The organism is Burkholderia sp. EMB26 (assembly GCF_024730645.1).
Taxonomy (GTDB): Bacteria; Pseudomonadota; Gammaproteobacteria; order Burkholderiales; family Burkholderiaceae; genus Burkholderia; species Burkholderia cenocepacia.
Map to the genome: position 1 here is coordinate 24860 of NZ_CP078070.1, position 14671 is coordinate 39530.

Genomic DNA, 14671 nt, shown 5'->3' on the forward strand with positions numbered 1-14671 from the left:
AGACGCTTCCGCCATCCAAATTACTTACTTCTTCCAGATTGTTAAAGAACGACAGCCGATACTTTCGTACCGCTCTGACTGGCTCAATCGCCAATGAGAAAAACTCGAACCAAACTTCACTCGAATGTTTGTCATTGAGGATTATCCAAAGCGGCCGGCATTATAACCGTTTAAACCGCTAGCAGACAGTCTTTCTGTCTTTATCAACAGCCGATAAGCGTGAGCGCTCAACTTCGCGAGATAGCTCTGGAAAGGAGGTGATCCAGCCGCACCTTCCGATACGGCTACCTTGTTACGACTTCACCCCAGTCATGAATCCTACCGTGGTGACCGTCCTCCTTGCGGTTAGACTAGCCACTTCTGGTAAAACCCACTCCCATGGTGTGACGGGCGGTGTGTACAAGACCCGGGAACGTATTCACCGCGGCATGCTGATCCGCGATTACTAGCGATTCCAGCTTCATGCACTCGAGTTGCAGAGTGCAATCCGGACTACGATCGGTTTTCTGGGATTAGCTCCCCCTCGCGGGTTGGCAACCCTCTGTTCCGACCATTGTATGACGTGTGAAGCCCTACCCATAAGGGCCATGAGGACTTGACGTCATCCCCACCTTCCTCCGGTTTGTCACCGGCAGTCTCCTTAGAGTGCTCTTGCGTAGCAACTAAGGACAAGGGTTGCGCTCGTTGCGGGACTTAACCCAACATCTCACGACACGAGCTGACGACAGCCATGCAGCACCTGTGCGCCGGTTCTCTTTCGAGCACTCCCGCCTCTCGGCAGGATTCCGACCATGTCAAGGGTAGGTAAGGTTTTTCGCGTTGCATCGAATTAATCCACATCATCCACCGCTTGTGCGGGTCCCCGTCAATTCCTTTGAGTTTTAATCTTGCGACCGTACTCCCCAGGCGGTCAACTTCACGCGTTAGCTACGTTACTAAGGAAATGAATCCCCAACAACTAGTTGACATCGTTTAGGGCGTGGACTACCAGGGTATCTAATCCTGTTTGCTCCCCACGCTTTCGTGCATGAGCGTCAGTATTGGCCCAGGGGGCTGCCTTCGCCATCGGTATTCCTCCACATCTCTACGCATTTCACTGCTACACGTGGAATTCTACCCCCCTCTGCCATACTCTAGCCTGCCAGTCACCAATGCAGTTCCCAGGTTGAGCCCGGGGATTTCACATCGGTCTTAGCAAACCGCCTGCGCACGCTTTACGCCCAGTAATTCCGATTAACGCTTGCACCCTACGTATTACCGCGGCTGCTGGCACGTAGTTAGCCGGTGCTTATTCTTCCGGTACCGTCATCCCCCGACTGTATTAGAGCCAAGGATTTCTTTCCGGACAAAAGTGCTTTACAACCCGAAGGCCTTCTTCACACACGCGGCATTGCTGGATCAGGCTTTCGCCCATTGTCCAAAATTCCCCACTGCTGCCTCCCGTAGGAGTCTGGGCCGTGTCTCAGTCCCAGTGTGGCTGGTCGTCCTCTCAGACCAGCTACTGATCGTCGCCTTGGTAGGCCTTTACCCCACCAACTAGCTAATCAGCCATCGGCCAACCCTATAGCGCGAGGCCCGAAGGTCCCCCGCTTTCATCCGTGGATCGTATGCGGTATTAATCCGGCTTTCGCCGGGCTATCCCCCACTACAGGACATGTTCCGATGTATTACTCACCCGTTCGCCACTCGCCACCAGGTGCAAGCACCCGTGCTGCCGTTCGACTTGCATGTGTAAGGCATGCCGCCAGCGTTCAATCTGAGCCAGGATCAAACTCTTCAGTTCAAACCTGTTACTGTTTTCGGTTCAGTTAAGAACCGGTCGCTCACTCAAAGCTGACAGGAATATGAATCACTTCATAAACCTGACTTACTTTAGTGTGAGACTCTTGATACTTTTGCTATCTGATCCGAGGATCAGCTCGCTGCCATCAAGCGCCCACACTTATCGGCTGTTAATTTTTAAAGAGCATGTCTGCGAGGGATCTTGAACCCCTCAGCAGCGCTGCGTTTTCAGCAGCAGAGAAGCGAGATTATCAACCGTTTTTTGAGACTCGTCAACAACTTTTTTAACTACTTCGCTGCGACGACTGCGGTTTAATTTCACGTGCACTGGAATCGATAAAACCGACTTCTACAGCGCCGCTTCCCTCTTCTTCCCCCGCGCTGCGTTTCCGTTAGCGCGAAAGAGGCGTGATTCTATGCATCTGCCCCGGTCTCCGCAACCCCTTTTGTGAAATATTTTTGACGTGCTATGGCGGGGACCGATGAGCCTTCCCAGTGCCCCTATATAGGCGGCACGGCAGGCCCAGCCTCGGTCGCCCTTGAACAGCCCCGCCGTATCGCACCCAACCTTCCGTCGATTACCGCCCCACCATCGCCCTCACCACGCCATCCCGCCGAATCAGCCCGTGATACAGCGCCGCGGCAAAGTGCGCGAGGAACGTCAGGAAGAACAGATAGGCCAGCACGCGATGCGCGACCCGGAGCCACGCGAACGTCACCGGATCGGCCGACACCAGCGCCGGCAGTTGCACGCCGCCGCCCAGCGTCACCGGATACCCGCCCGCCGACAGCATCGCCCAGCCGATCAGCGGCATCGCCACCATCAGCGCGTACAGCACGAGATGCGACCCGTGCGCGGCCATCTTCTGCCACCACGGCAGATCGTCGGGCAACGCCGGCGGCTTCGACAGCATCCGCACCGCGATCCGCACACACACCAGCACCAGTACCGCCGCACCGAGCGGCTTGTGAATCGCCACCAGGATTGCGTGCCGTTCGGAAACGGACGCCACCATCCCCACCCCGATGAACAGCATCGCGAGAACCATCGCGGCCATCACCCAATGCAGCACTCGCGCCGGCACACTAAACGTCGTCGAAGCCTTCATCATCGTCCCTCCCCACTCAGTCGCGCCGCGCCCGCCACGCCGGCCTCTTCACTCGTGCGCCGCAGATACGAATCCGCATACGCGGCCGAGCGCGCCGCCAGCAGCGGATCGCCCGACACCTGGATCCCCTGCGGCAGCACCGTCGGGTCGTAATTCACGTCGCGGCAGGGGCCGCTGTCCTGCGCCTCCACGCGGTCGAGCACGAGCGTGCCCGCGTCGATCGTCGTGCGCTCCACGGGCCAGACCTTCGTCGCGTCGTCCACCGGGTCACCGGGCTCCGCCAGCGTGACCAGCAGCTTCCACTTCTGCGCACCGGCCGCGATGCGCTGCGTCACATCCTGTTGCAGCACGTTCGGATCCGCGGCCGTCGCGACGTCGCCGGCGCCGGCCGTCTGCTCCGGCACGACGCGCCACCGCACCGCCTGGCGCTTGCCGGCCGCGTCGACGAAATAGAACGCGTTCAGCCCGTAATAGCTTTCGGTGACGTAGCTCGCGCTCGGCTTCGCACCCTTCACCCACTTCAGGAACGCGCCCGCTTCCGGGTGCGCGCCGAAGAACGCCTTCACCTTCGCCGGATCGGGCTTGCCCGTCTTCGGATCGGGGCGGGTCGCGAGCGTCTGCTCGTAGAACGCCTGCGGCGTCGCGACCGGAAACACCGGCATCGCGTTCATCCCGGTCCGCCATTGCTCGCCGTCCGGCGCGGTCAGCTTCAATGCGAGGCTGCGGATCGGCACGCTGCTGTCCGGTGCATAAGGATTCCCGCCGGGCAACGCGAAGCGCCCGACCACCGGCGTGCGCACCGCCTTGAAGAACGGCGCGACCGAATACGCGCTCGCGGCGCCGTTGCCTTCGAAGTAGCCGGTCACGCACACGCCCTTCGCGTGATTGCGCCGGTAACCGGGATGGATGCCGCTGTTGGTCTGCAGCGCGTCGACGAGCCGGTGCGGGGTAAGACGCGCCGGCGCGAGCCATCCGCCGGCATACCCGAACGCCGCAGCCACGCCGGCCACCGCGCCGCCGATCACGGCCCAGCGCCACCAGCCGCGCCCGGGCTCGCGCTGCGGCGAAGAAGAAGATTGCTTCATGAATGCACTCCCGATCGTCAGATCATTGTCGAACGCGCGTAGGACGCCGCCCACGCCGCTTTATTCCACGAAGAATTTTTTCGTATGCTGGAGGGAATAACCGATGCCGGCCGGCGTCCTACGCGGCATCCACGACCCTTTCGGCAACCGGCCCGGCCATGCCCTCCACCGCCCTCGACGACGAAGCATTGCGCGAACTCATCCCCAGGCTGCGACGCTTCGCGCTCTGGCTGGCGCGCGACGTCCACGCGGCCGACGATCTCGTCCAGTCGACGCTCGAGCGCGCGCTGTCGCGCTGGACGAGCCGCCGCGACGACGCATCGCTGCGCAGCTGGCTGTTCACGATCCTGTACCGGCAATTTCTCGATGGCAAACGCAGCGCGAAGCGCTACGCGTGGCTGCTCGGCCGCATTCGCGACGACGACGAAGCGCACTGGCCGTCCGCCGAACGCGAATTCGCGGCGCGCGCGACGCTCGAAGCGTTCGGCCGGCTCTCGGACGAACAGCGCAGCCTGCTGCTGCTCGTCGCGGTCGAGGGCTTCACCTATCAGGAAGTCGCCGACCTGCTCAAGGTGCCGATCGGCACGGTGATGTCGCGGCTCTCCCGCGCGCGTCAGGCGCTACGCCACCTCAGCGACGGCGAACTTCCCGCTCCTTCCTTGCGGTTGATGAAAAAATGAACACCCCTCCGAACGAACATGACCTTCAGGCCTATGTCGACGGCCAGCTCGACGACGATGCGCGTGCCGCGGTCGAGCGCTATCTCGCGCTGCATCCGGAGCGTGCGGAACAGGTGAAGCAATGGCAGCAGGACGCGCAGCGGTTGCGGGCCGCGCTGGAGAGCGTGCGGATGCCGGCCGATAATCCCGCGCTCGATCCGGCGGCGATTCGCGGCCGGCGGGCCGAACGCTCGCGGATGCGGTTCGCGATGGCGGCTTCGTTCGTGTTCTGCGTCGGGCTCGGGACGTTCGGCGGATGGCAGGCGCGCGGGTGGAACGCGCCGCCGCCCATCGCGCCCATGAGCGATGCGGTCAAGGCTTATCAGATGATGGTGGTCGATCGGACGGCCAAGGTCGATTACCGGCCGAGCGGTGCGGGCGATTTGCAAGGGTGGCTCACCAAAGGCGTGGGCGCATCGGCGAAGCTGCCGGATTTGAGCGCGGCGGGGTTCAGACCGGTCGGTGGGCGGTTGTTCACGACGGACAGCGGAGCCACTGCCGCGATGGTGCTCTATCAGGATGACGCAGGGCGGACGCTGAGCTTCTATCTCCGGCCGGCGGAATCGAAACATCGGCTGCTGCCGAACGGGCAACGCGTGGATGGCGCGTTGCTTGCTCGGTATGGGTCGGTGAACGGGCTCAACTATGCGGTGGTCGGGCCGGCCGGGAGTCTCGGGGAAAAGGCGGTCGTGCAGGCGCTCGATCAGCAGACTTGAAGCGGCAGGATGCGCGTCCGGCTGGCGGTCGGTAATGGCCGCCAGCGCCTTTTTTGGCGCGGCTTGGCCGGCTTGCACCGGTGCGTGCTCACCACTCGAATGCACAGCGTTTCGACTGACTTGCTCGAACTGTTATCCACACCGAAACCTCGCTGGCATCCTCACCTTTAAAATCACAGGGTTTCGAGTCGCCGCGGAACGGGATATCCACACCTCTCCTGATGGTGCTGCGTGCTGACTTCGATGGATTCGCTCACCGTTGACATGCACAGCGTTTCTCGTTGTTTTGGGCATCGATATCCACAACCCGGGTAATTGACCGATCGTCTTCGCCGGGTTCGACTACGCTCACCCGTTGAATGCAGCCGGTTTCGAGTGGCTTCGAGTCAACGATATCCACACGGCATTCGACATCCGGACGTCGCCGGCGATTCGTTCGCTGCCCTCTTTCATGGTCGGCAAAGCCTTGCCGGGCAATGCATTCAGGCCGACGAGCCCATCGAAACCAGGACGCTCACCGCTCGGATGCACAGGGTTTCAACTGGATCGTGCGCCGGTTATCCACACACCGCCGCTAGCGCGTCGGGTCACTTCGTCCCGACTCTCCCGAGAATCTCGCCGGTTTCCGGCGCGATGACGTAGTGGATCGACTTCCCGAGCCGATTTGCATTGCCCAGTCCGCGCATACCCGGAATCAGCTTTGCCACGAACGTGATGGTGGCGACATCGTCATCTGGCACGGGGTCCACCGTGGATGCCCTTTTATCCGTGATGCAGATCTCGAAGTTATGCAGATCCTGCCCGGTCGCCGCAAAGTCTTCGTAGGTAGCCTTCAGGCCCAGCAGCGTCGCTGTGTTGAGCGTGACCGAACACTGGTCGACCGTGCCGAAATTCAACGTGCTCATCGTGTTCTGCGAATATCACCGGGCGAAAACTGCCCGCGCTGCCGGATGCGCGCGGCAATGCCCGCGGATATCGTGATCCCGTTATCGTGTCCGTGCGGACGGCACATGATCGGTCCCGTTACCTGCTCCCTTTGCAAGCGCCGCTCGCATCACCCTGCTCTTTCCTCGGTTTCGTGACTGGCTCAGGATTCGAAATCAACCGTTGTACGTCGCGACAAAAAAATAGTCGGTGATCGCCGAGATCACGGCCTCGCGCGTGGCGTTATCGATCGTCTCGCCATCGCCTTGGGGCTCGACGTACTTCATCGAATCGACATAGACGACGAATGCGGGACCGTTGTCCACGCCGGACGACAATGCCTCGCCAGGCACCCGCACGGTACGGTTTCCGTCGGACAGCACGATTTCGCCGCGCGACACCATCGGGACCGTGTACGTCATCGCGTTGCCTCGCGTGATTCAGTCATGTCGTTCGACCACGTATTGCGACGGCCCGCGCCATGCAACCGAACGGTAACCACTTCGAACGACACCGATCTCCCGGTAATACTCGACGAGTGCCTGCGGGCTCCAGTCACGGCCCGCGGAGAACAGCGCATCGAGATCGATGAGCGCGGCTACGAGCGCCTGGCGGTCATGGTCATCTGCGATCGCGCGTTCCCAGCGATCGGATTGTCGAGCGAAGCCCAACTGCTTCAGCACATCGGCGGCAGCTGTCAGCTCGGTCACGACGACCGCAACGCGGCCTGCGATATCCGTCACCAGCATCTCATTGACAGGTGCCTTCATCGATCGCTTCGCCCCGTATCGTCTGCCGTGATCACCCTGCCTCCTTCGTGAGCCATCCAACGATCTTCGCGACGTCCTCGGCGGACAGCATGCCAACACGCTCGACAAACATGCCGTAGTCGAGATCGAACTTCACGTTGAATCGCTCGCCCTCGTAGCGGCAACACAGGACCTCGGCTTCCGGTATCGACACGCGTTGCTCGAACACGATGTCGCCTGGATGGTGCTGCATCCTGCGTACGACCGTATCGATATCGAGTGCCTGGAGACGGGGCGATGAAGCATCGGTCATTTGCCGTGAGCCCGTTCGCCGAGCCTTTGCATCCTGGATGCTGGCGATTCTACAGACATGACGGCTCACGTATCGCTCGAGCACTTCACAGCGTTCCGCTTCGTTCATCCAGCCGCTGCACGCAGTGCATGTCCTGAGCGGATCACAGTCGCCGGACTGTGCTTATCCAAAGGTGTTAACAGGGTTCGTATATATACGTAGTGATAGTTAACAAGCGCTGTGCCCCACAGTGGATAACCTCGGTAACGCACTGAATTTTCAACGCGAAGCGAAATGCATAACCCTGGGTGCGCGACGTGAACAGCGCGCGGCAGCACAGAACAACTTTTCGTCGATTCACAGACTCGCCGACATATCCTCAATCGTTCCACTGTGAATCCAGAGACTTCCCGGACGGTTATCCAGAGGGCAATGTGGATAACACCGCATCACATCGACGCGTTTTGCTGTGATGCGAACAGGTGAAGCTCACGCTCGCGGCCTCGCGAGGCAACATCGATCGTCAGCCCACCGCACACGTCGATTCAAAAAATTTTCACGAAGGGGCTTGTGCTCCCCCGAAACCCTCTCTATAATTCGCGGCTTCTTAGGCTCGTAGCTCAGTTGGTTAGAGCACCACCTTGACATGGTGGGGGTCGTTGGTTCGAATCCAATCGAGCCTACCAACGAACAAAATGAAGGGGTCCGGCAGCACAACTTGCCTACAGGCAACGCGGCTCGCCAAACATACAAACGCCACGCGGCAACTTCGCGTGGCGTTTTTCTTTTCCGGTCCGAAACGACGCGCGAAGCCCCGATGCGTTGCCGGAACCGCGGCATCGTATGCTCTCTTCGACATCCCGATCTGCCACACAACGGCCGCTGCACGGCGCGTAGAATCGTCTGCGCATCGACGCGGCGACTTCGCCCGTCACCCGATTTCCACCGCATCAGAACAACGACGCGCGTTCCGCGCGACTGAGAGCACACGATCATGTCCGAGGTCTCGACCGCTGCATCGCCTGCGAGCAACGACGAAATCGTCGCCTACGTCGGCAAGAACGCCGCCTGGTTCGAACGAAAATGGGCGATCGCCGACTCGCGCAAAAGCCGGCAATCGTGGAACTGGGCCGCGTGCTTTCTCGGCCCGGTCTGGTTGGCGTACCGATGCATGTACTGGCAGGCGGCCACCGTGCTCGCCGTCACGCTCAGCATCACGCTGGTCGAATTGCTGTACTTCCCGGGATACTTCGAATCGAGCGTGCTCGACCCGGCCACGATCGCGATCGCGGTGTCGCTCGGCTGGTACGGGAACGGCCTCTACAAGCGGCACGTCGAACGCAGGATCGAAAAACTGCGCCCGAACGCGACGTCCCGCGAATCGTTTCTCGCGCTGCTCGAGGCGCAAGGCGGCACGAACTGGCTGGCGGCGGCCGGTTTCGCCGTCGCGACGCCGCTGCTCGGCGTACTGCTGTTCATGATCGGCAACGCCGGAGGCGCGATGTACTGATCGCGGTAGCCGGCAACCGGCAACGCAGGGCAGAAAGAAGAGGGCGGCGCCGGCGCCATGCGTTCATATGGCACATCGCACACGGCGCATGCGCGCGCCGCCTTCAGTGCAGATGCTTCAATTTGTCAGGATTCCGCACGACATAGATCGCGACGATCTTGCCGTCGTCGATCTCCAGCGCAGTCGTCTGCAGCTCGCCGTCGGCTTCCCGCGTGACGAAGCCCGGCAGCCCGTTGATGAACCCGGCCCGCACGAGCGTCGACGCATGCGTCGCGAACAGCTCGGCCAGATACGCATGCACTCGCATCACGCGCTCGAAGCCGAACACCGGCTTGCCGGCCGCCGCGCGCTTGCCGCCACCGTCGGAATGCAGGCTCACGTCCTCGGCGAGCATCGCGCCGAGCGCACGCATGTCGCCGCTGCGTGACGCCGCGAAGAACGCTTCGGCCAGTTCGATCCCGCGCTGCTTCTCGACATGAAAACGCGGTCGCGCCTCGCGCACGTGCGTGCGGGCCCGCGCGGCGAGCTGCCGGCACGCGGCCGGGTCGCGCTGGATCGTCGTGGCCACTTCGTCGAATTCGAGGCCGAACACGTCGTGCAGCAGGAACGCCGCGCGTTCGAGCGGCGAGAGCCGTTCGAGCGCGAGCAGCAGCGGCAGCGTGACGTCGTCCGGTTCGTCTTCCTCGACGACCGGCTCGGGCAGCCACGGGCCGATATAGGTCTCGCGCTGGTGTCGCGCGGACTTCAGCTGGTCGAGGCACATGCGCATCACCATGCGGCGCAGGAACGCCTCGGGCACGCGCACCTCGGTGCGGTCGACGTCCATCCAGCGGATGAACGCCTCCTGCACCATGTCCTCGGCATCCGCGACGGAGCCGAGCATCCGGTACGCGACGCGGATCAGCGTGGGACGCAGCGGATCGAAGCTCGCCGCCGCGTCGGCCAGTTGTTCGGCGCGGCCGCGAGCCAGGTCGAGGCTCGGCATCAGGCCACCATCTTCGCGGCGGCGGCTTTCGCGTCGGCCGGGTCGACCCACAACCCGAACCCGACGGCGAGCCGGTTCCAGCCGTTGATCACGTTGATCATCACCGTGAGTTTCACCTGTTCTTCCTCGCTGAAATGGTCGTTCAGCGCCGCGTAGGCCGCTTCGTGCGCTGCATGGCCCTCCGACAGCCGCGTGAGCGCGTCGGTCCAGCCGAGCGCCGCGCGCTCGCGGTCGGTGTAGCAGGGCGCGTCGCGCCACGCGGACAGCAGGTAGATGCGCTGCTCGGTCTCGCCTTGCTCACGCGCCTCGACGGTGTGCATGTTAAGGCAGTTCGCGCACGCGTTGATCTGCGACGCGCGGATCTTGACCAGCTCGATCAGCGTCGGCTCGAGGCTCCCGGCCGCGGCGACCGACACGGTCATCCAGCTCTTCATCAGCGCGGGGGCGGCGGCAAACGGATTGAGTTTCGCAGTCATGGTTCCTTCTCCTTTCGTGTGGGTTCCGCTGATATGACGAGCGAGCCCCCCGCGTGTGTGACATCGATGCAAAAAATTTTTTGGACCGCCGAAGCGGGCAGCGGCAAGCGAAGGACCGATGAGCCGTTGAGCAGGGCGCCGAAGGACGCGATATCGACCGCCGAAGCGTCCGCATGACGCGACGCTTCCGACGAACGCGCGCCATCGACCTTTCACGCCCGCCGTGCGGTTGTCACCGGGCGTCAGGAGTGCGCAGCCGCGGGCATGGGTATTGCGTCCGCCGGCCGAGCCCCGTCGCGACCGGCGCCGACCGTCCGTTGCACATGCGATGCCGACATCACGAATGCTTTCATTTTTCTTTCTTGTTCGTTTCAGCCGAAATCCGATTCGCGACGTTCACATTTCTGGACCATACTGTTCTGCACGGGCAGACGAAGTGACGCCGCATCCGCGGCCCGGCGCGCGCGCCGGCTGCCCGACGACGCAGCAGCAGGTCGCACGTCAGCCGCGCGCATTCGAGCGCAAGGCTTTCCCTTTTCCGGCAACGCAACGCAGCGAATCGCGACGTGGACGGTAAACCGATGAGCCTTCTTGCATCCCAGCTTCAGCGCCGTTACCAGGACGTGCGCGCCCATAGCGTCGCGCTGACCGCGACGCTGTCCGCCGAAGACCAGGCCGTGCAGTCGATGCCGGACGCGAGTCCGACGAAATGGCACCTCGCGCATACGACCTGGTTCTTCGAAACCGTCGTGCTGATGCGCCGCGTGCCCGGCTACGCGCCGTTCGACGACGCATTCCAGTTCCTCTTCAATTCCTATTACGAAGCGCTCGGCCCGCGCCATCCGCGGCCGCAGCGCGGGCTGCTCACGCGTCCATCGCTCGACGAGGTGCATGCATATCGGCAATACGTCGACGATGCGATGCTGCGCGCGCTGGCCGGCGCCGATGCGGCGCTGCTCGACGCGATCGCGCCCGAGCTCGTGCTCGGCCTGCATCACGAGCAGCAGCATCAGGAACTGATCGTCACCGACATGCTCCATGCGTTCTCGTGCAACCCGTTGCGGCCGGCATTCCGGCCGCGCACGGGCGACGAAGCCGGATGCGCGCTCGCCGCGGGCGACGCCGGCCCGTTGCGCTGGCTGCACCAGCCCGGCGGGCTCGTCGAGATCGGCCACGATGGCGACGCGTTCTCGTTCGACAACGAACGGCCGCGTCACACCGCGCTCGTGCGGCCGTACGAGATCGCGAATCGCCTCGTGACGAACGCGGAATTCGCGGCGTTCGTCGCCGATGGCGGCTATACGCGCCCCGAATTCTGGCTGTCCGACGGCTGGGCCATGGTGCAGCGGGAAGGGTGGCAAGGGCCCGCGTACTGGATGCCGGACGACGACGATGCGGCCGCCACGCGCGTGCGGCGGACCTTCGGCCTGCACGGCGTCGAGCCGCTCGCACCCGACGCGCCGGTGTGCCACGTGAGCTTCTACGAAGCGGCCGCGTATGCGGAATGGGCCGGCGCGCGGCTGCCGACCGAATTCGAATGGGAAACCGCGTTCGCGGCCGACGGTATCCGGCAGATGCTCGGCCACGTGTGGCAGTGGACGCGGTCGTCCTACGAGCCGTATCCGGGCTTTCGGCCGCTCGCCGGGGTCGCGGCCGAATACAACGGCAAGTTCATGGTCGGCCAGCAGGTCCTGCGCGGCAGCAGCATCGCGACGCCGCCCGGGCACGAACGGCCGACGTACCGCAATTTCTTTCCGCCGGCGGCACGCTGGCAATTCACGGGAGTGCGACTTGCGCGAGACGTCTGACCTGACGGCCACGAGCGGTGGCCTGCAACCCGCCCGCGATTCGCGGCCGAGCGCGTTCGAGCGCGACCTGATCGACGGACTGTCGCGCACGCCGCGCAGCATCCCGCCGAAATACTTCTACGATGCAGCCGGCTCCGCGCTGTTCGACCGCATTTGCGAACTGCCCGAGTACTATCCGACGCGCACCGAGCTCGGCATCCTGCGCGATCGCGCGGCCGAGATCGTGCAGCGCGTCGGCCCGCATGCGGACATCGTCGAGTTCGGCGCGGGTTCGCTCGAGAAGATCCGCGTGCTGCTCGACGCATTCGCGAACAATTACGCGAACGCACCGGCGCGCTACGTGCCGGTCGACATCTCCGCCGATTACCTGCACGGCGCGGCCGCGCGGCTGCGGGCGGCCTATCCGTGGCTCGACGTCGCGCCGCTCGCGGCCGACTACACGAAGGCCGAGCAACTGGCCGCGCTGACCGAGACGCCGCGGCGGCGCATCGGCTTCTTTCCCGGCTCGACGATCGGCAACTTCTCGCCGGAAGAGGCCGACACGTTCCTGCGCGACGCGGCGCGGCTGCTGCGCGGCGGCGGCCTGCTGGTCGGCGCCGATCTCGTGAAGGACGAGCGTACGCTGCATCACGCGTACAACGACGCGCAGGGCGTGACCGCGCAGTTCAACCTGAACCTGCTGGTGCGCGCGAACGCGGAGCTCGGCGCGGACTTCGACGTCGACGCGTTCTCGCACTGCGCGTTCTACGATCGCGGGCGGCAGCGCATCGAGATGCATCTCGTCAGCGATGTCGCGCAGACCGTGCACGTGCGCGGCCATACGTTCCGCTTCGAAGCCGGCGAACGCATCCATACGGAGAATTCGCACAAGTTCACGATCGACGGCTTTCATGCGATGGCGCGCCGCGCCGGGTTCGAACCCGATACCGTGTGGACCGACGCGGACCACCTGTTCAGCGTCCACTGGCTGCGCAGCGTCGACGATATCCGCGCGTAACGCAGCGCTGCTGCGAACCGCTCGCGCCGCGAAGGTGAGGGCGGTTCGCTCGCGATGCCCACCGGCGGGTTCGATCCCGTTGCCCGGTTTCGTGCCGAAAATTCCCCTTTTTACCGACCCGACGCATCGTTGCAACGGGGTGTGGAACGCCGCCTCTTCCTTGTCCCGCAAGGCTTTGCGGGCACCCGTAAACGTCCGTTACCTGTCTCGCATACCCGTTTCACCTGTGTCAGCGTCCGGTGCCTAGACTCCGAACCGTATTCACATGAAGCACGACACGTGCAGGGAGTCGCGAGATGAGCAAGAAACTGATTCTCGGTGCAGTTCTCGGTGTAGCGGCGCTGGCAGCCTCGGGCGTCGCATCGGCCCACGTCGACCTGTCGGTCGGCATCGGCGTGCCGGGCGTCTACACGGCGCCGGCGCCGGTCTACGTCGCGCCGCCGCCGCCGGTGATGTACGCGCCGGTCGGCTATCGCGATGACGACTGGCGTGCGCGTCAGTGGCGTGAACACGAGTGGCGCCGCCGTGAATGGCGCGAGCACGAGTGGCGCGAGCGCGCCTGGCGTGACGGTGGCGGCTGGCGCGGCCGTTGGGACTGAGCGCGACCGGCTCACGAGCGCACTGATCACGACGACCTGAGGAGAGTGATCACATGAATCCCATCCGGTACATCGGACGGTATGCAACCGCCGCAGTCGTTGCGCTCGCAACGATCGGCAGCGCGCACGCGGCGGGTTGCATGAAGGGCGCGGTGGTCGGCGGGGTGGCCGGCCACTACGCGGGACACCACGCGGTGGTTGGCGCGGTCGGCGGCTGTATCGTCGGCCATCACATGGCGAAGAAGCAGGCGCAAGAGCAGGCCGCGCAGCACAAGGCCGCCGTGCAGGGCATGCAGCCGGCGCAGTAAGCGACCTCGTTGCCGGGGCGATGCCGTGGCGTCGCTCCGGTGCTTCGTTCCGGCGCTCATGCGCGCACCGAATTGATCCGACGAATGCGTGCCGCACGCGTCGTTACGATCATTTACAACGTCGTGTGGCGCGAATGTCGCTCGTTCATAAAATGCAGTCACACAAACGCGCTCCAGGGAGCACCAGATGAAACAGCAACGATATCTGTCCGTCCTGACGGCCGCGCTGCTCGCGCTCGGCTCGGTGTCCGCCCATGCGGCGGCCGGCGGCAATGGCGGTGGCGGGGGCAACGGCGGCGGTCATGGCGCAGGCGGCTCGGGCGGCAACGCGGGCGGCATGTCCGGCGGCCACATGAGCGGCCAGGCGCTGAGCAACTCGAACGGCATGCACGCGGGCGACCGCGACAAGGGCCTCGCGCGCGCGGCCGACCGTTCCGACACGATCGCCGATCGCGCCGGCACGCAGCCGGGCCGCGGTCACTCGCACGCGCATGGCCATACCGCCCATGCGTCGACGTCCACGCATCATTCGCATCGCAACGCATTCGGCCGCACGCTGTAAGCACGGCCAGCGAATGCAGGAGAAGGGCGCTTCGGCGCCCTTTTTTCATG

At 63.7% G+C, this 14671-nt stretch carries 16 protein-coding genes, 1 tRNA gene and 1 rRNA gene; 9 read left to right on the forward strand and 9 right to left on the reverse strand.

What is annotated here, in order from left to right; genetic code table 11:
- Window positions 1–250: 250 nt before the first annotated feature.
- From KU887_RS00090 to KU887_RS00100, 3 genes are all read right to left on the reverse strand, one after another.
- Window positions 251–1783, reverse strand: a 16S ribosomal RNA gene (locus KU887_RS00090).
- Window positions 1784–2360: 577 nt separating this feature from the next.
- Window positions 2361–2894 (reverse strand): cytochrome b, encoded by a 534-nt coding sequence (locus KU887_RS00095; protein WP_258251452.1) that lies wholly within the window; start codon window positions 2892–2894, stop codon window positions 2361–2363.
- On the reverse strand, window positions 2891–3976 hold the full coding sequence (locus tag KU887_RS00100) for a catalase family peroxidase (protein ID WP_258251454.1): 1086 nt from the start codon (window positions 3974–3976) through the stop codon (window positions 2891–2893). Before KU887_RS00100 ends, KU887_RS00095 begins: the two co-directional genes overlap by 4 nt.
- 158 nt (window positions 3977–4134) lie before the next feature.
- Here KU887_RS00100 and KU887_RS00105 point away from each other — a divergent pair, with 158 nt between their 5' ends.
- Window positions 4135–4656, forward strand: coding sequence for a sigma-70 family RNA polymerase sigma factor (locus tag KU887_RS00105; RefSeq protein ID WP_258251457.1), 522 nt, complete (start codon window positions 4135–4137; stop codon window positions 4654–4656).
- Complete coding sequence (locus KU887_RS00110; protein ID WP_062884226.1) at window positions 4653–5411, forward strand: anti-sigma factor; 759 nt, start codon at window positions 4653–4655, stop codon at window positions 5409–5411. The genes KU887_RS00105 and KU887_RS00110 overlap by 4 nt, the downstream gene beginning before the upstream one ends.
- A gap of 587 nt (window positions 5412–5998) precedes the next feature.
- Here KU887_RS00110 and KU887_RS00115 read toward each other — a convergent pair.
- The 4 genes from KU887_RS00115 to KU887_RS00130 form a co-directional block, all read right to left on the reverse strand.
- Entirely contained in the window at window positions 5999–6316 is a 318-nt protein-coding gene (locus KU887_RS00115) for a hypothetical protein (protein ID WP_058902049.1), read from the reverse strand.
- A 195-nt stretch (window positions 6317–6511) separates the two neighbouring features.
- Window positions 6512–6757: an Imm74 family immunity protein gene (locus KU887_RS00120; protein WP_006495418.1), complete on the reverse strand. Its 246-nt coding sequence runs from the start codon at window positions 6755–6757 to the stop codon at window positions 6512–6514.
- Between the two features lie 18 nt (window positions 6758–6775).
- On the reverse strand, window positions 6776–7105 hold the full coding sequence (locus KU887_RS00125) for a hypothetical protein (RefSeq protein WP_012492979.1): 330 nt from the start codon (window positions 7103–7105) through the stop codon (window positions 6776–6778).
- 31 nt (window positions 7106–7136) lie between these two features.
- Window positions 7137–7505: a hypothetical protein gene (locus tag KU887_RS00130; protein ID WP_226245330.1), complete on the reverse strand. Its 369-nt coding sequence runs from the start codon at window positions 7503–7505 to the stop codon at window positions 7137–7139.
- Between the two features lie 480 nt (window positions 7506–7985).
- On the opposite strand from KU887_RS00130, the gene KU887_RS00135 reads away from it, so the two are divergent.
- Window positions 7986–8062 (forward strand) — tRNA-Val (locus KU887_RS00135).
- 308 nt (window positions 8063–8370) lie between these two features.
- The gene (locus KU887_RS00140) at window positions 8371–8886 is read left to right on the forward strand and encodes a DUF2628 domain-containing protein (protein ID WP_080332038.1); all 516 of its coding nucleotides are present in this window, start codon (window positions 8371–8373) and stop codon (window positions 8884–8886) included.
- Between the two features lie 103 nt (window positions 8887–8989).
- Here KU887_RS00140 and KU887_RS00145 read toward each other — a convergent pair whose 3' ends face one another.
- Both KU887_RS00145 and KU887_RS00150 read right to left on the reverse strand, forming a co-directional pair.
- Complete coding sequence (locus tag KU887_RS00145; RefSeq protein WP_258251495.1) at window positions 8990–9871, reverse strand: sigma-70 family RNA polymerase sigma factor; 882 nt, start codon at window positions 9869–9871, stop codon at window positions 8990–8992.
- Window positions 9871–10347, reverse strand: a complete 477-nt coding sequence (locus tag KU887_RS00150; RefSeq protein WP_034201185.1) for a carboxymuconolactone decarboxylase family protein — start codon at window positions 10345–10347, stop codon at window positions 9871–9873. The genes KU887_RS00145 and KU887_RS00150 overlap by 1 nt, the downstream gene beginning before the upstream one ends.
- Window positions 10348–10928: 581 nt before the next feature.
- Between KU887_RS00150 and egtB the strand changes: the two genes are divergently transcribed.
- The 5 genes from egtB (at window position 10929) to KU887_RS00175 (ending at window position 14621) form a co-directional block, all read left to right on the forward strand.
- Window positions 10929–12155 (forward strand): ergothioneine biosynthesis protein EgtB, encoded by a 1227-nt coding sequence (gene egtB / locus KU887_RS00155; protein ID WP_077056006.1) that lies wholly within the window; start codon window positions 10929–10931, stop codon window positions 12153–12155.
- On the forward strand, window positions 12139–13152 hold the full coding sequence (egtD, locus tag KU887_RS00160; RefSeq protein WP_006487311.1) for an L-histidine N(alpha)-methyltransferase: 1014 nt from the start codon (window positions 12139–12141) through the stop codon (window positions 13150–13152). The genes egtB and egtD overlap by 17 nt, the downstream gene beginning before the upstream one ends.
- Window positions 13153–13448: 296 nt before the next feature.
- Entirely contained in the window at window positions 13449–13751 is a 303-nt protein-coding gene (locus KU887_RS00165) for a hypothetical protein (RefSeq protein WP_006477218.1), read from the forward strand.
- A gap of 53 nt (window positions 13752–13804) precedes the next feature.
- Window positions 13805–14059: a glycine zipper 2TM domain protein gene (locus KU887_RS00170; protein WP_006487314.1), complete on the forward strand. Its 255-nt coding sequence runs from the start codon at window positions 13805–13807 to the stop codon at window positions 14057–14059.
- 187 nt (window positions 14060–14246) lie between these two features.
- Window positions 14247–14621, forward strand: coding sequence for a hypothetical protein (locus KU887_RS00175; protein ID WP_048984953.1), 375 nt, complete (start codon window positions 14247–14249; stop codon window positions 14619–14621).
- Window positions 14622–14671: the final 50 nt, after the last annotated feature.

Excerpts from the sequence above, each read along its gene's own strand:
- KU887_RS00110 (WP_062884226.1), top strand. The coding sequence starts at position 4,653 with ATGAACACCCCTCCGAACGAACATGACCTTCAGGCCTATGTCGACGGC.
- KU887_RS00120 (WP_006495418.1), bottom strand. The coding sequence starts at position 6,757 with ATGACGTACACGGTCCCGATGGTGTCGCGCGGCGAAATCGTGCTGTCC.
- KU887_RS00175 (WP_048984953.1), top strand. The coding sequence starts at position 14,247 with ATGAAACAGCAACGATATCTGTCCGTCCTGACGGCCGCGCTGCTCGCG.
- KU887_RS00115 (WP_058902049.1), bottom strand. The coding sequence starts at position 6,316 with ATGAGCACGTTGAATTTCGGCACGGTCGACCAGTGTTCGGTCACGCTC.
- KU887_RS00100 (WP_258251454.1), bottom strand. The coding sequence starts at position 3,976 with ATGAAGCAATCTTCTTCTTCGCCGCAGCGCGAGCCCGGGCGCGGCTGG.
- KU887_RS00165 (WP_006477218.1), top strand. The coding sequence starts at position 13,449 with ATGAGCAAGAAACTGATTCTCGGTGCAGTTCTCGGTGTAGCGGCGCTG.
- KU887_RS00125 (WP_012492979.1), bottom strand. The coding sequence starts at position 7,105 with ATGAAGGCACCTGTCAATGAGATGCTGGTGACGGATATCGCAGGCCGC.
- KU887_RS00095 (WP_258251452.1), bottom strand. The coding sequence starts at position 2,894 with ATGATGAAGGCTTCGACGACGTTTAGTGTGCCGGCGCGAGTGCTGCAT.
- KU887_RS00150 (WP_034201185.1), bottom strand. The coding sequence starts at position 10,347 with ATGACTGCGAAACTCAATCCGTTTGCCGCCGCCCCCGCGCTGATGAAG.
- KU887_RS00170 (WP_006487314.1), top strand. The coding sequence starts at position 13,805 with ATGAATCCCATCCGGTACATCGGACGGTATGCAACCGCCGCAGTCGTT.
- KU887_RS00140 (WP_080332038.1), top strand. The coding sequence starts at position 8,371 with ATGTCCGAGGTCTCGACCGCTGCATCGCCTGCGAGCAACGACGAAATC.
- egtB (WP_077056006.1), top strand. The coding sequence starts at position 10,929 with ATGAGCCTTCTTGCATCCCAGCTTCAGCGCCGTTACCAGGACGTGCGC.
- KU887_RS00130 (WP_226245330.1), bottom strand. The coding sequence starts at position 7,505 with ATGAACGAAGCGGAACGCTGTGAAGTGCTCGAGCGATACGTGAGCCGT.
- KU887_RS00145 (WP_258251495.1), bottom strand. The coding sequence starts at position 9,871 with ATGCCGAGCCTCGACCTGGCTCGCGGCCGCGCCGAACAACTGGCCGAC.
- KU887_RS00105 (WP_258251457.1), top strand. The coding sequence starts at position 4,135 with ATGCCCTCCACCGCCCTCGACGACGAAGCATTGCGCGAACTCATCCCC.